14 protein-coding genes are annotated in these 13720 nt (G+C 69.7%); 8 read left to right on the top strand and 6 right to left on the bottom strand.

Going from position 1 to position 13720, the window contains the following annotated elements:
- Positions 1 to 74: 74 nt before the first annotated feature.
- The gene (locus tag HH212_RS19885; protein WP_170204085.1) at positions 75 to 659 is read right to left on the bottom strand and encodes an outer membrane beta-barrel protein; all 585 of its coding nucleotides are present in this window, start codon (positions 657 to 659) and stop codon (positions 75 to 77) included.
- A 222-nt stretch (positions 660 to 881) separates the two neighbouring features.
- On the opposite strand from HH212_RS19885, the gene HH212_RS19880 reads away from it, so the two are divergent.
- The 4 genes from HH212_RS19880 (at position 882) to HH212_RS19865 (ending at position 3718) form a co-directional block, all read left to right on the top strand.
- Positions 882 to 1313 carry a GNAT family N-acetyltransferase gene (locus tag HH212_RS19880; RefSeq protein WP_170204084.1) on the top strand — a complete coding sequence of 144 codons (432 nt, stop codon included), beginning with the start codon at positions 882 to 884 and terminating at the stop codon, positions 1311 to 1313.
- Positions 1306 to 2304 carry a hypothetical protein gene (locus tag HH212_RS19875; RefSeq protein WP_170204083.1) on the top strand — a complete coding sequence of 333 codons (999 nt, stop codon included), beginning with the start codon at positions 1306 to 1308 and terminating at the stop codon, positions 2302 to 2304. Before HH212_RS19880 ends, HH212_RS19875 begins: the two co-directional genes overlap by 8 nt.
- Positions 2301 to 2840 (top strand): DUF6438 domain-containing protein, encoded by a 540-nt coding sequence (locus HH212_RS19870; RefSeq protein WP_170204082.1) that lies wholly within the window; start codon positions 2301 to 2303, stop codon positions 2838 to 2840. Before HH212_RS19875 ends, HH212_RS19870 begins: the two co-directional genes overlap by 4 nt.
- A gap of 89 nt (positions 2841 to 2929) precedes the next feature.
- Positions 2930 to 3718 (top strand): YfaP family protein, encoded by a 789-nt coding sequence (locus HH212_RS19865; protein WP_229217374.1) that lies wholly within the window; start codon positions 2930 to 2932, stop codon positions 3716 to 3718.
- A 27-nt stretch (positions 3719 to 3745) separates the two neighbouring features.
- Here the strand turns inward: HH212_RS19865 and HH212_RS19860 are convergent, their stop codons facing one another.
- Positions 3746 to 6166: a DNA polymerase II gene (locus tag HH212_RS19860; protein ID WP_170204081.1), complete on the bottom strand. Its 2421-nt coding sequence runs from the start codon at positions 6164 to 6166 to the stop codon at positions 3746 to 3748.
- Entirely contained in the window at positions 6153 to 6995 is an 843-nt protein-coding gene (locus HH212_RS19855) for a ferritin-like domain-containing protein (RefSeq protein WP_170204080.1), read from the bottom strand. Before HH212_RS19855 ends, HH212_RS19860 begins: the two co-directional genes overlap by 14 nt.
- Before the next feature lie 145 nt (positions 6996 to 7140).
- Here HH212_RS19855 and HH212_RS19850 point away from each other — a divergent pair, with 145 nt between their 5' ends.
- Together HH212_RS19850 and HH212_RS19845 are read left to right on the top strand one after the other, a co-directional pair.
- Positions 7141 to 7566 (top strand): hypothetical protein, encoded by a 426-nt coding sequence (locus HH212_RS19850; protein ID WP_170204079.1) that lies wholly within the window; start codon positions 7141 to 7143, stop codon positions 7564 to 7566.
- Positions 7567 to 7702: 136 nt separating this feature from the next.
- The gene (locus tag HH212_RS19845) at positions 7703 to 9136 is read left to right on the top strand and encodes an FAD-dependent oxidoreductase (protein WP_170204078.1); all 1434 of its coding nucleotides are present in this window, start codon (positions 7703 to 7705) and stop codon (positions 9134 to 9136) included.
- Here the strand turns inward: HH212_RS19845 and HH212_RS19840 are convergent.
- Positions 9097 to 9711 carry a hypothetical protein gene (locus HH212_RS19840; protein WP_170204077.1) on the bottom strand — a complete coding sequence of 205 codons (615 nt, stop codon included), beginning with the start codon at positions 9709 to 9711 and terminating at the stop codon, positions 9097 to 9099. The genes HH212_RS19845 and HH212_RS19840 overlap by 40 nt on opposite strands.
- 200 nt (positions 9712 to 9911) lie before the next feature.
- On the opposite strand from HH212_RS19840, the gene HH212_RS19835 reads away from it, so the two are divergent.
- On the top strand, positions 9912 to 10346 hold the full coding sequence (locus tag HH212_RS19835; RefSeq protein WP_229217373.1) for a hypothetical protein: 435 nt from the start codon (positions 9912 to 9914) through the stop codon (positions 10344 to 10346).
- 97 nt (positions 10347 to 10443) lie between these two features.
- On the opposite strand, the gene HH212_RS19830 is transcribed toward HH212_RS19835, so the two are convergent.
- A complete protein-coding gene (locus tag HH212_RS19830) occupies positions 10444 to 11853 on the bottom strand; it encodes a GDSL-type esterase/lipase family protein (RefSeq protein WP_170204076.1) in 1410 nt (469 codons plus the stop codon).
- 190 nt (positions 11854 to 12043) lie between these two features.
- Positions 12044 to 12661, bottom strand: a complete 618-nt coding sequence (locus tag HH212_RS19825; RefSeq protein ID WP_229217372.1) for a LysE/ArgO family amino acid transporter — start codon at positions 12659 to 12661, stop codon at positions 12044 to 12046.
- Positions 12662 to 12760: 99 nt separating this feature from the next.
- On the opposite strand from HH212_RS19825, the gene HH212_RS19820 reads away from it, so the two are divergent.
- Positions 12761 to 13666, top strand: coding sequence for a LysR family transcriptional regulator ArgP (locus HH212_RS19820; RefSeq protein ID WP_170204075.1), 906 nt, complete (start codon positions 12761 to 12763; stop codon positions 13664 to 13666).
- Positions 13667 to 13720: the final 54 nt, after the last annotated feature.

Below are 13720 nucleotides of genomic sequence, written 5' to 3'. Positions count from 1 at the left end.
TGCTTCTCCCTTTTCGGTCGACACGAATCGATGTGCCTGCCGGTCGGACCGCACCGGCAGGCGCCATGGAAAACTCAGAAGTAGTAGTTGGCCGAGATACCCACATGGCTGCCGTCGACGTCCTCGAAACCGCGCGACTTGTATTTTTCGTTCACGTAGCGCAGCTTGAAGCCGACGTTCGGGCTGCTGAAGTATTCCGCTTCCACCACGGCGCTGGTGGCGTCGTCGAACTTCGCGTCCAGGCCGGAGGCCACGCCGCTGCTGCTCAGTTTCGGGCTGGCCGCATAGCGCACGCCGCCGCCCACGCGCCAGGACGGGTTCGGATGGTAGTAGCCGATCAGTTCGACCGGAAAGCGCTGGAACTTGATGTCGCCGTTCCTGGCATTGGCCTGGTCCACATGGTAGTTGACCGTACCCTGCAGCGAGAACTCGGGCGTGAAGCGGTAGTCGACGCCGGCGGTGAAGTAGATCAGGCCGCCGCCATGCAGGTTGACGGTGTCGCCGTCGGTATAGCGGGCGCTGACGAGCTTGTCGCCGCCGCCGCTCAGGCCCATGCCCACCAGGAAGCGGGCCGGCGAAGGTTCGACGACGGCGGTTTGCGCCTGTGCGGCGCCGAAGGCCGCGGACAGGAGCGCGGCAACGAGGATTTTTTTATTCATGTGCGTAGTGGTCGGTGTATATCCGGCATTCATGCGTGCCGTTTCGCGCCCAGATTATAAAATTGGCAATGCGCGTAAATACTCACCAAACATCACGGAACGGCAAAGTTTTTTCAGGTTCGTCAGCGGTGGCGGGCCCTCCTGCATGCCGTTTCGGCATGGCGAGCGTTCTATAATGGTCGGCTTCGATCACCGCCGCACCGCAAAGCGAAAACGATTTATATGGAAATCCTGGTCTACGGCATCGACCGCTACGACGACGTGATGGCGCTGATGCGCGCCACGCCCGGCGTCTCGATCCGCGACGCCGACGCGCGCGAGACGACCGCACGCTACCTGGCGCGCAACCCGGGCCTGAGCTTCCTGGCCATCGACGCCGGCCGGGTGATCGGCTGTGCCCTGTGCGGCCACGACGGCCGGCGCGGCTACCTGCAGCACGTGATCGTGGCGCCGGACTACCGCGGCCGCGGCATCGCCGACGCGCTGGTCGGGCGCTGCCTGGACGGCCTGGCCGCGCTCGGCATCGGCAAGACCCACATCGATGTCTTCACCAGCAACGACGCCGCCAACCGCTACTGGACGCGGCGCGGCTGGCGGCGTCGCGACGATATTCACCGCTATTCGATGATCCGCACGGGCGGTGCGAATGCCTGAGCGCGAACACGGCCGGACGAGGAGGCGTGTCGGCATCCTGCTGCGCGCGATCGGGCACGCCGCCAACATCCTGATCTTGCTGGCGGCCCTGGTGTATGCATTCGGCGCCATCCTGTGGATGCATGCGCCGGTGGTCGCCGCGCTGCTGAACATCGCCACGATGGCGGCGCTGCCGCTGGGACTGGCCTGGCTGTGCCGGCGTATCGGCATCCTCCTGCAGCAGCCGCCTTCCACGGTCGCCTCTTCTCCCGCGCGGCGGCGGCTGCTCATCGGCGGCGGGCTCGCGGTCGCCGCGGCGTGCGTCACGCTCGTCCATACCGGCGTGACGGTCTACCGGTGCAACGTCGACCGCTCACGCAACGCGGCCGCCCACGATATCGAGACGCGCAGGAATGGTTACGAGCGCGTGTGCCCGGGCGATCTCGGACGTTTCGAGATGTCATTCCGGCCGATCGAGAGCGTGACCCGCAAGCTGGCGTTCCAGCCGATCGATCTTACGCATACGCCGTTCGCCCGGTTCGAGCCGCTCGGCGGGCGCGTCGAAACCGTCGGCGACGTGGCGTCGATCGTCTATCGCGGCTTCCGCCTGCCGGACGGACATGTGCTGACATTGCAGGAACACGACATGTCCGCCGACGGCGTCAGTTCGTGGCGCGACCCGAAGGACGAGCCGGAGCGTGTCAACGGGCTGGCGGCGCGGCTGTTCGTGATGGAAGCGCCGTCGGGCGCGGCCGTCTCGCACCTGTCCTGGGTGCAGGGGCGGCGCGACATCCAGCTGTGGATCGATGCGAACGTGGTGCGCGAGCCGCTGCGTGAGCGCCTGTTCGCCCTGGCGGCGTCGCTGCCGGCTGCGGTGCCGGCCTGTCCCAACGAACGTCCGCCCAAGCCGTGGCGCTTCGACGCAAACGGCCGCCGCATCGAGGAACCGATGCCTGCCATGATGAGCCAGGCGGACTTCGACGCGCTGTCTGCACCACGGCCATGCAAATGAATCGCACATGGGTCGGCGTCGCCGTGGCGTTGCTGTTGTTCGTTTGTTCGGACTCCGGCCTGCCCGGACATACATCGCCGGAACCCTTCACGGACTTCGAGACCCTTTCCGTGGACAACCGGGGCTGCATATTCGACTGCCCGGTGTTCGAAGTCAGGATTTTTTCCGATGGACGGGTGCGTCATTCCGGCCCGATCTTCGCCCAAACGGGCGGTACCGAAGAGTTCCGTATCGACCGGGCCAGCCTGGTGCGGATCGCGCACGCCCTGCGCGAAGCGCACATCGACGACATGCGCGACCGCTACGTGGATGAGGCCGACGGTTGCGCGTCGGTGATGACCGATCAGTCGACACTCGTTCTGCATGTGAACCGGGGACGGGGAAAACGCAATAAAAGCGTGGAATTGTATACCGGCTGCTTCGGCGGCAGCGTCCCGGCCGAGCGTATCAATGCGCTGCTCGAGGCCATCGACCACGTCACCGGCACGGGGACGCTGGTCGAACGCCGGATCCAGGCGAGACCACGCGTCCATTGACATACAGCCAATATCACGGCACGCTGAAGGAGAGCTCGCTCACCCTGTCCCGCGTCGTGCCGGCGCCCGCCTCTCCAGGATCCTTGACCATGCTGATGCGTACCCTTTCCGCCGCCCTGCTCGGCCTCGCGGCGCTGCTGCCGGCGGCCAGCCAGACCCTCGAGACGCCCGCCGGCGGCTGGAACCGCGCCGGCCTGGTCGACCGCTCGGAAGAGCCGGCGGTCAACTATCCGTATGCGCTGATCGACCGCGGCGTGCAGCGCAACCGCACCATGATCCGCGGCCGCCTGGCCGCGGCCGGCAAGCAGCGCCCGTTCCACACGCTGGTGGTGAACGGCAACCCGACCCCGCTGTACACCGACGACGAGGGCCGCTTCGCGCGCGGCTACACGTTCGGGCGCGGCTCCAACAGCGTCGAGATCCGCTCGCCGAGCGGCAAGGCGGTCAAGCGCGTGCAGTATTACGAGGCCGACAGCAGCCGCCCGCAGCCGGTGCTGCGCGTGATCGCCGCCTGGGACGACAACCAGGCCGAGATCGACCTGCACGTGGTCACGCCGGACGGCCAGCACGCCTACTGGATGCACCCGGCGCTCACCAACGGCGGCGGCCTGGACGTGGACAGCGTCGACGGCCCCGGTCCGGAAATGTTCACCATGACCGCGCCGATGCGCGGCGCCTACCAGGTCTGGGTGAATTACTGGGGCAACTTCGGCAGCGAGGGCTACCACTTCGACGCCTCCACGCGCCAACGGCCGATCATCACCACGCGCGTGACCCTGATCTTCAACGAAAACACCGGGCGCGAGCGGAGGGAAGAATTCGTCATCCCCTTGCGCGCCCTGGGCGAACTCACGCTGGTGAAATCGTTCCGCCTCTGACGGCGCGGGTCGCCCGGCCGGGCCTGTTCAGAACAACGCGCCCTGCGTGCTGGTCAGCTTGTCGAAGCCGTCGCCCAGGAACGGCAGGATCGCATCCGCCACCGGTTCCAGCTGGCGCGTCAGGTAGTGCTCGTAATCGGGCGCCGATTGCAGCGTTTCCAGCGGCTCCGGCCCGCCGGTCGTCATCACGTAGGCGATCGTGGCGCCGCCGTTGCGGTACGGCGCCGGACGGCCCTGCGCCAGGTGCCAGGCATCGGCGATGCGCGCCGCGCGCACGTGCGGCGGCAGGTTGCGCTCGTATTCGGCCAGCGGGCGGCGCAGGCGCTTGCGGTACACCAGCAGGTCGTCCAGCTCGCCGTTCAGCGTGCGCGCCACGTAGCCGCGCAGCCAGTCCTGGTAGGGCTCACGCCGGAAGATGCGTTCGTACAGGCCCTGCTGGAACTGCTGCGCCAGCGGGGTCCAGTCGGTGCGCACCGTTTCCAGTCCCTTGTAGACGAACTCGTCGCCGCCGCCGGGCGCCGTGGCCAGGCCGGCGTAGCGCTTCTTGCTGCCCTCTTCCGAGCCGCGCACGGTCGGCATCAGGAAGCGGCGGAAATGGGTGTCGACTTCCAGCTCGAGCGCGCTGTCCAGCCCCATGGCATCGCGCAGGTGCGCGCGCCACCAGCCGTTGACGTGGTCGACCAGTTCGCGGCCGATGCGCAGCGCCTCGGCGTCGCTGTGCGGACGACCCAGCCAGACGAAGGTGGAATCGGTGTCGCCGTAGATGACCTGGTGGCCGCGCGCCTCGATCAGCGCGCGCGTCCGGTGCATGATCTCGTGGCCGCGCAGCGTGATCGACGAGGCCAGGCGCGCATCGAAGAAGCGGCAGGCGGTGGTGCCGAGCACGCCGTAGAAGGCGTTCATGATGATCTTTAAAGCCTGCGCCAGGTGCGCGTTGCCGTCACGCTTGGCCGCTTCGCGCCCGGCCCACACGCGCGTGACGATGCCGGGCAGGCAGTGGCGCGTGCGCGAGAAGCGCGCGCCGCGAAAGCCGGGCACGGTGTCTTCCTCCGGCGCGCGCAGACCCTCGAGCAGCCCGACCGGATCGATCAGGAAGGTGCGGATGATCGACGGATACAGGCTCTTGTAGTCCAGCACCAGCACCGAATCGTACAGGCCCGAGCGCGAATCCATGACGAAGCCGCCGGGGCTGTCCTCGCCCGGTACGTCGCCGATGTTGGGCGCCACCAGGCCCTGGCGGTGCATCAGCGGCATATACAGATGGTCGAAGGCGGCCACCGAGCCGGCGCTGCGGTCGGCGGCCAGGCCGGTCACGCTGGCGCGCTCCAGCAGGAAGTCGAGCAGCCCCGTCTTGGCGAAGATGCGCGTGACCAGCACGCAATCCTGGAGGTTGTAGGTGGCCAGCGCCGGCTTGTCCTCGGCGAACATGCGGTCGATCTCGCCCATGCGGTCGTACGGGTTGCCGATCGCCTTGCCTTCGCCGAGCAGGGTCCGGGACACGTTCTCCAGGCTGAACGAAGGGAAGTTGTAGGTGGCCGCGCGCAGCGCCTCGATGCCGTCGATGACCAGCCGTCCCGGCATGCCGGCGAAGTACCGTTCCTCGCGCCCGGTGTCGCGCCATTCCATCGGTGCGCCGCCGCGCCCCAGCCGCAGCGGATGCCCCATGCCCTCGGCCTGGCGCTGCAGCACGCGCAGGTCGAAGCCGATGACGTTCCAGCCGATGACGGCGTCCGGGTCGTGGCGCGCCATCCACGCCTCCAGCCGATCGAGCAGCATGCGCCGGCTGTCGCAGTAGTCCAGGTCGAAATCGAGCCCGGTTGCGTCGCCGTTGGGCGGGCCGAGCATGTAGACGCGGCGCTCGCCGCAGCCTTCCAGGCCGATCGAGCGCAGTTCTCCCTGCATGGTGGTCTCGATGTCGAGCGAGACGGTGCGCAGGCGCGGCCGGTAGTCGGGCACCGGCTTCAGGCGCACATCCAGCAGCAGGGACGGATCGTGCGGCGCCGGCGTGCCGCCGAAGGCCAGCGGCGCCGTGATGAAGCGCTCCATCAGGTAGCGATCGGGCGGGCGCACGTCGGCCTCGTAGACGTCGACGCCGTGTTCGCGCAGGCGCTTTTCCAGGCGCAGCAGCTGGCGGTAATGGCGGCAGTACAGGCCCAGCACCGGACGGTGGCGGAAGTCGGCCAGCGCCAGCGGGCGCAGTTCGACGCCGCGTTCGCGCCCCAGCAGCGCGCGCGCCGCGTCTTCCTGCTCGGCCGGCAAAAAGGCGACCGCGGGCGCCGGCGCCAGGCGCAGGCGGCGCGGGCCGGCGTCGGTGGCGATCCAGCACTCGATCTCCACACCGTCATCGACGTCGCGCCAGTGCCGCGTCAGCAGGAAGCCTTGGCCGCTGTCCCCGTGCGGCCCGGCGGCGTCGGCGGCGGCGTCGGCGGCGGCGTCAGTCGCAGGCATGGGAGAGGCGCCCGCCCGCGATCGGGTCTCGTTCGAAACGCGCCAGTTCGGCCTCGGTGAAGCCGGCACGGCGGCGCGCGTCGACGTTGAACGGGCCTTTCAACACCGGCGCCTTGTACTGCACGGTGAGCGCGTCGTAGGTGGCGCAGGGTTCCAGCCCGCTTCCCGCGCACAGGTAAAAGTACCAGCGGTTGCCGATCTCGACGTGGCCGACCTCGTCGCGCAGCAGGATGTCGAGGATGCGCGCCGCCTCCACGTCGCCGGCCTGGGCCAGCTTGGCGCGCAGCGGCGGGATCGCATCCAGGCCGCGCGCCTCCATCGTGCGCGGCACCAGTGCCATGCGCGCCAGCGCGTCGCCGCTGGTCTTGGCCACCATTTCCCACAGGCTGTCGTGGCCGGGGAAGTCGCCGTATTCGTAGCCGAGCGTGCGCAGATGCGCCGCCAGCAGCGCGAAGTGAGCCGCTTCTTCGGCGGCCACGCGCAGCCAGTCGGCGTAGTAGGCGGCCGGCATGCCGCCGAAGCGCCACACCGCATCGAGCGCCAGGTTGACGGCATTGAACTCGATGTGGGCCAGCGCGTGGACCAGCATGGCGCGCCCCTCGACGGTGGCCATCGAGCGCCGTCCCAGCAGGCGCGGCGGCACCAGCGCCGGCCTGCTCGGCCGGCCGGGAATGTCCGCCGGTTCGGCCAGCACAGTATCCGTCGCCAGCGTACAGGCGCCGGCGTGCCAGGCCTGCGCCAGGGCGGCCACGGCGGCGGTCTTGGCGGCCGGATCGGTCAGCAGCAGGCAGTGCAAGGCTTGCGTGCGCAGTTCGGGCGGATGCGCCATGGTCGACGTCTCGTGAGCGGAAAAGCGCGAGTGTAGCAAATCGGCAGCGGGCGCCGCCAGCACCCGTAGCACCCGCAATTGTTACAACTTGTCACTTGAACAATGTCGAGTCCGCCGCCATCCCTGTCACAAGGAGGACGACACCATGAAATCCGCACTCTTGCTCGAATACGACCATACGGCGCGCACGCAAGCCGCCGCGCAACTGCAGGCGCTGGGCTACGTCGTCGCCCACGCCGACAGTCCGCAGGCGGCGCTGCACACGGCGCAGGCGATCCGCTTCGATGCCATGCTGACCTGCACCGACACCAACGCCGACGACCGCCGTTCGCTGCTGGGCGAACTGGCGCGGCTGGCGCCGGGCGCGCCGATCGCCCTGCTGCTGGACGACAGGCGCACGCCTGCGCCGCGCGTCGGACGCGGGGTGGCGCTGCTGTCCAGGCCGCTCACGCAGCGGTCCCTGCGGCGTTCGCTGCGGCGCGCGGCTGCTGCCGCCCTCGATGCCACGGCGCCTGGACCGGCGGCGCAGGAACGCCGCCACGCGCCGCAGCGGCGCCTGCAGCCGCGCTGACGGCGCGCCCGCCCCAAGCCGAGCGCCCGCAGCAACCGGCGCGCCGCGGCGGCTGGGGCTACAATGCGGGCGAAAGGAAGATCATGCGCCCATCCCTGCCAGCCAATCCGCCGCGCCGCCGCGCGGACGGCGCGCCATGAACCGGCGCGTGCATCCCGTGCGCCTGCATGGCGCGGCGGCCTCTCCCCTTGCGGATGCGCCGGACGCCATCGTGGTCGGCAGCGGCCCCGGCGGTGCGGGCGCGGCGCGCGCCCTGGCGCGTGCGGGCGCACGCGTGCTGGTGCTGGAACAGGGCGGCGCCGAGGCGCTCAGCGGCACCCTCGGCCAGATGGCGTCGATGGCGGCGGTGCCCGGCAAGGGCGCCTTTCTGCATCGCGACCTGTCGCTGCTGGTGCGCGCCCTGACGCTGGGCGGCACCTCGACCATCAACTTCGCCACCGCCGCCCCGCCCCCGGCCGCCATGTTCGCCGCCCACGGCATCGACCTGGCGCCGGCGCTGGGAGAATTGCGCGCCGAACTGCCGATGGCGCCGCTGCCGGACGCGCTGGTGGGCCCGATGGCCCGGCGCATCATGGCGGCGGCGCGCGCCAGCGGGCTGGATTGGCACAAGCTGGACAAGCTGATCCGCCCTGCATCCTGCCGCAGCGGCTGCTGGCGCTGCGTGTACGGGTGCCCGTTCGGCGCCAAGTGGAGCGCGCGCGACTTCATCGACGATGCCTGCAGCCACGGCGCCCGCGTACGCAGCCGCGCGCGCGTGACGCGCGTGCTGGTCGAGGATGGCCGCGCCGCCGGCGTCGAGGCCGAGATCGACGGCCGCCTGCAGCAATTGCGCGCGCCGCTGGTGGTGCTGGCCGCCGGCGGCATCGGCAGCCCGCGCCTGCTGCACGCCTCCGGCCTGCTGGACCAGTCCCCCGCCTTTTTCAGCGACCCGGTGGTGGCGGTGATGGGCAGCGTGGACGACCTGGAAACCGACCCCACCAGGGACGAGCGCGGCGGCGCCGAAGTGCCGATGGCGGCCGGCGCCGCCCTGCACGAGGACGGCATTTCCCTGGCCGACCTGACGCTGCCGCAGCCGATGTACGCGGCGTTCGCGGCCCAGGCCGGCCGCGTCGACCGCCTGCTGGCGCATGCGCGCACGCTGACGGTCATGGTCAAGATCCGCGACCGCATCGGCGGGCGCATCGGCCCGCACTGGGTCGACAAGACGCTGCACCCCGAGGACCGCGCCCGCTTCGCGCGCGGCATCGGCCTGGCGCGCGATATCCTGGCGCGCGCCGGCGCGCACCACGTGTTCGCCAGCCACCACTTCGCTGCCCACCCCGGCGGCAGCGTGCGCATCGGCGAACGGGTCGACAGCGATCTGCAGACGGCCACGCCCGGCCTGTACGTGTGCGACGCCGCGGTAATCCCGGCGCCGTGGGGCCTGCCGCCGACGCTGACCCTGCTGTGCCTCGGCACGCGCCTGGGCGCGCACCTGGCGCGCGGCGAGTTTCCGGACCGCGCTCACACCGGCCTGGGCGCCGGCGGCGCTCAATCGGCGTGCAGGTCGAACACGAACGTGGTCCGGTAGACGTAATCCGGGTCCAGCGCCGGCAGCGGCTTGCGGTGGCGCGCCAGGGCGGCATCGCCCCTGGCCTTCATGTACGAAACCAGGCTGTCGCGTATCTTGCGCGGATCGTCCAGTTCTTCCCTGGCCAGGTCGCGCACCATGCGGGTGGGACGCTCGGCCATGTTGACGTCCTGCTGGCGCCAGGCGATGCGGCCGCTGGCGGGATCGAATTCCATGGCGACGCTGCCGGATACGCCGTGGTACAGCGCCAGCGGCGGGTATTCGCTCTGCACCGACACCGTGCCCACCACCGCGAACAGGTAGCTGCAGGCGGCGAATACCGCCGGCGGCATCCGTTCCAGTTCGCCGTTGAAGCCGTCCGGGTCGGCTTCCGGATTCGCCTTGGGGATGCATTGGGCCGGAAAGCGGTCGCGCACCGGATTCTTGGCCGCCCACCAGAACGCCATGCCGGCATCGCTGCCCCTGTCCGCGTAGCCGGCCATCAGGCGGTGCACGGCGTTCGGCTCGCGCGCATCGTAGGCCATCATGTACAGCGCGGCGCCTGCGAATCGCCCGATCGATGATAATGACGGCACGTATTCTCCTCCCGATGGGTTGAACCCGCATGGTGTTGCTGCCAGGCGGGCAAAGTGGAATGATGCCATTCCGGCATGCCTGAAAGGTGCGCACATTCTCACGGGACAGGAGCGTACAAGGGCGCGCACGCCAATCGTGACGCGTTATATTGCCAAAACGTGTACTATAAAAAACAACAACGTCATTACAGGAGCTCACCATGAACAAGATCACCCTCTCCACCCTCATGTTTGCCGCTGCCGTGCTGGCCACCGGTTGCCACAAGGCCGACAACACCAACAACGCCAACATGGGCCCGGCCCAGGCCGCCGGCAAGTCGGTCGACGACGCCGCCGCGCGTACCGCCGAAGCCAGCCGTGACGCCGCCGCCCGCACCGACGCCGCCATGGACCGCGCCGGCGACAAGATCGACAATGCCGCCGCCCGTACCGGCGCCGCCATGGACCGTGCCGGCGACCGCATCGACAACGCCGCCGAGCGCGCCGGCGACAAGATGCAGAACGCCGGCGCCGAAATGCGCCAGGAATCGCGCGAAGCCGCCGCCGACGCCAAGCGCGGCGTGAGCAACGCCACCGCAGCCACCGGCCGTGCGGTCGAGCGTGCCGGCGAAAAGATTCAGGACGCCGCCAAGTAAGACCTGCCGGCGCGATTGCCGCCGGCGTCATGCGAACCGGGCGCAGCCTCCACGCGAGTGGGTGCTGCGCCCGTTTTTATTGCTGCAAGGCGGTGCGCTATTGATTCTTGCGCCGGCGTACGGCATACGGCGGCGCCAGCAGGTCGAGATCGATCGTGCGCGCCATCGCCAGGTAGCCGGCGCGGTTGGGATGCAGGAAATCGATGGCGGCGGTGCTGCTGTTGGGCTGGAACGCGGGACGCAGCCGGCCGGTAGCCGCATCCACCGTGGCGGCGTCGAAGTCGGCCACCGCATCGAAGATGCCGGCGCTGCGGATGAAGGCGTTGACGGCCTGGCGGCGCGCGTCCAGTTCGGGCGTGCCGCTGGCGCTGCCCAGGTTCGACGTGATGGTGGCCTGGATGAGCTTGATACTGGGCCGCCGCGCGCGCAGCGTCGCGACGCCGCTGCGGATGCCGTCGATGAGCGATGCCGCCGAGGCGCCGGCGCTCAGGTCGTTGATGCCCTCGAACCAGATCACGGCGCTCCCCCCGGACAAGCCCAGCACGTCGCGTTCGAGGCGGCCCAGTGCGGGCGGCCCGCCGGCGCCGGCATCCGTGAGGATGCGGTTGCCGCCGATGCCGGCGTTCGCCACCGCGATCTGGTTGCCGTAGGCGTCGCGCAGCCGCCGCCCGAGCACGTCGGGCCAGCGGTCGTCGCCGTTGAGCGTGGAGCCGGTGCCGTCGGTGATCGAGTCGCCGAGCGCGACCACGGTCACCGCATTGCGCAGCCCGCGCGTATCCACCGCATCCAGGAAATACCAGGACGTACTGGTGTACGGGAAAGCCTCGTCGCTTTCCTCGCCGCCGTGTGCACCGGCGCCCGGCGCACTGAGGTAATTGGTCTGCAAGGCCTTCGAATGCCAGCTCATCGGCCCGCTGCTGCCCACCACGTGGAAGCTGACCGCCAGCTTGCGCCCGTACAGCAGCAACCTGTCGGGTCCGCGTGTGGCGTCCAGCGCCACCGGGTCGCTCCACAGCAGCTGGCCGGCCGGGATGACCACCCGGCGCCGCCCGCCCTGGAACGAAACCGGCCGGTTGGTGTCGTCCGCGATCGTGCCGGCACTGGCCTGCAGGCCGGCATGGACGTCGTCGAGCGTGAGCGGCTGGGTGCCGAAGACGTTGCTGAAGCGAAACCGGAAGGTATCGCCCCAGGCTGTCGGACGCACGATCATGCGAAAGCTCTGGTCGACGGCGCTGGTCGCGCCATCGGGAAAGGCAAACGCCAGGCTCGGCTGCAGGATGGCCGTGCCGGTCGGGTAGGTGCCGTGCGCTACGCCGGACCAGGTCGTCACCCAGTCGCCACGTCCGTCCGCGCCATGCCGGCCGTCGTCGGCGGCGGCAAATGCCCGGCCGCTGGTCGCGCCCGCCGCGCCGGTCAATGCCGCGACACCGGCGGCGGCCTGCAGGAAGCGCCGGCGCGCAGGCGCTTCACGGTTGCGGTCCGGCTGCACGCTGTCCTCGTTTTCCATGTCTCTCTCCTGTTTTTTTTGGAAAATTGCTGTGTACAAGTGCGGATTGTCAAGACGCATCCCGTCGATCGTGCCAGGGCGCGTCAGGTCATTCTAGGGAATTCCCTCAAAAGGAGATACGTGTCCGCATCGCGCCTTGAGGCATGCCAAAAGACCCAGGCGGACACGGGGGCCAATGCCATAACACGGATCAATCGCGCAGCAGCAGCACGGCCATCAGCAGCATGACGGCCCCGGTCAGCGCCTCGATGCCGCGCCACACCGCCGGCCGCCCCAGCAGCCCCGCGCAATGGCGCGCCAGCAAGCCCAGTCCGGAAAACCACAGCAACGACGCCGTCATCGCCCCGGCTGCGAACGACGCACGATGGCCGTCCGCCAGCCCGCTGCCGACCGCACCCAGCAGCACCACGGTATCCAGGTAGACGTGCGGATTGAGCAGCGACATCGTCAGCACCGCCGCCAGCGCCTTGCCGGCATCGCCCTGGCGCGCCGCGTCCGCCGGCTGCGGCGCGCCTGCGCTGCCGCGCCAGGCGCCCGCCAGGCAGCGCAGGCCGTACCACAGCAGGAAGGCGGCGCCGCCGTAGCGGCAGGCGGCCAGCAGCGCCGGCGCCGACTGTACCAGCGCGCCGAAGCCGGACACGCCTAGCGCGATCAGCGCGGCGTCCACCGCGATGCAGGTGGCGACGGTCAGCAGCACGTGGCGGCCGCGGATGCCGGTGCGGATCACGTGCGCGTTCTGGGCGCCGATCGGCATGATCAGGCTGGCGCCGAGGCCCAAGCCCTGCATGAATACCTGTTGCGACAACATCGATGCCCTCCCGGCCGTGAAAACCGCAAGGATCGCCCGGGCGCGTCCGAAGATCAATTATATTAATGCAATCTAATCCCGATTAAGAAACGCTCATCCATGAAAATCGATCCGCGCCGCAGCGAAGCTTTCCTGGCCACCGTCGACAACGGCAGCCTGGAGCAGGCCGCGCTGCAACTGCGTATCACGCCGTCGGCGGTGTCGCAACGCATCAGCGCGCTCGAACAGGACATGGGCACGCCGCTGCTGATGCGCACCCGTCCTTGCCGGCCGACCGCGCCGGGCATGCGCCTGCTGCAGTTCCTGCGCCGGCGCGCGCTGCTGGAAGCGGAGTTCAGCGCCGACCTGGCGCAGGACGCCGGCCCGGTGCGGGTGACGCTGGCGGTCAACAACGATACGCTGGCGACCTGGCTGCTGCCGGTGCTGGCCCCGGTGCTCATCGACGAAGGCCTGCTGGTCGAGTTCGTGCTGGACAACCAGGGCCACACCTTCGCGCTGCTGGAACAGGGCCAGGCCGTGGCCTGCATTTCCGGCGAAGAGCGGCCGATGCGCGGCTGCGCCGTCAGCGCGCTCGGCCTGATGCGCTACCGCATGGTGGCGGCGCCGGCATTCGCCCGGCGCTGGTTCCCGGCCGGGCTGGAACGCGAGGCGGCGCGGCGTGCGCCGGTGATGGTGTTCGACCGCAAGGACACGCTGCAGACCCAGTTCCTGCTGCGGCACGCCGGCCTGCCGGAAGGCGCCTATCCGTTTCATTACGTGCCGGCCAGCGACCCGTACGTGCAGGCGATCCGGCTCGGCCTGGGCTACGGCATGCTGCCGCTGGAGCAATGCGCGGCCATGCTGGCGTCCGGCGACCTAATCGACCTGGCGCCCGGACTGCACGCCGACGTGCCGCTGTACTGGCACGCCTGGCGCATCCAGCCGGCGCGCCTGGAGCGGCTGGGCGCGGCGCTGATCGGCGCGGCGCGGGCCACGCTGCTGCCCCTAGCCCCACCGGTGCCTTGAGCGGCGCATGGCAAAATGGCGGCCACAGGTTCTTTTATCATCTCACTGACACCA

The sequence above is a fragment of the Massilia forsythiae genome (assembly GCF_012849555.1).
GTDB classification, from domain to species: Bacteria; Pseudomonadota; Gammaproteobacteria; order Burkholderiales; family Burkholderiaceae_D; genus Telluria; species Telluria forsythiae.
Note: the sequence above shows the minus strand (reverse complement) of the source record. Positions and strands in the feature narration are given on the sequence as shown.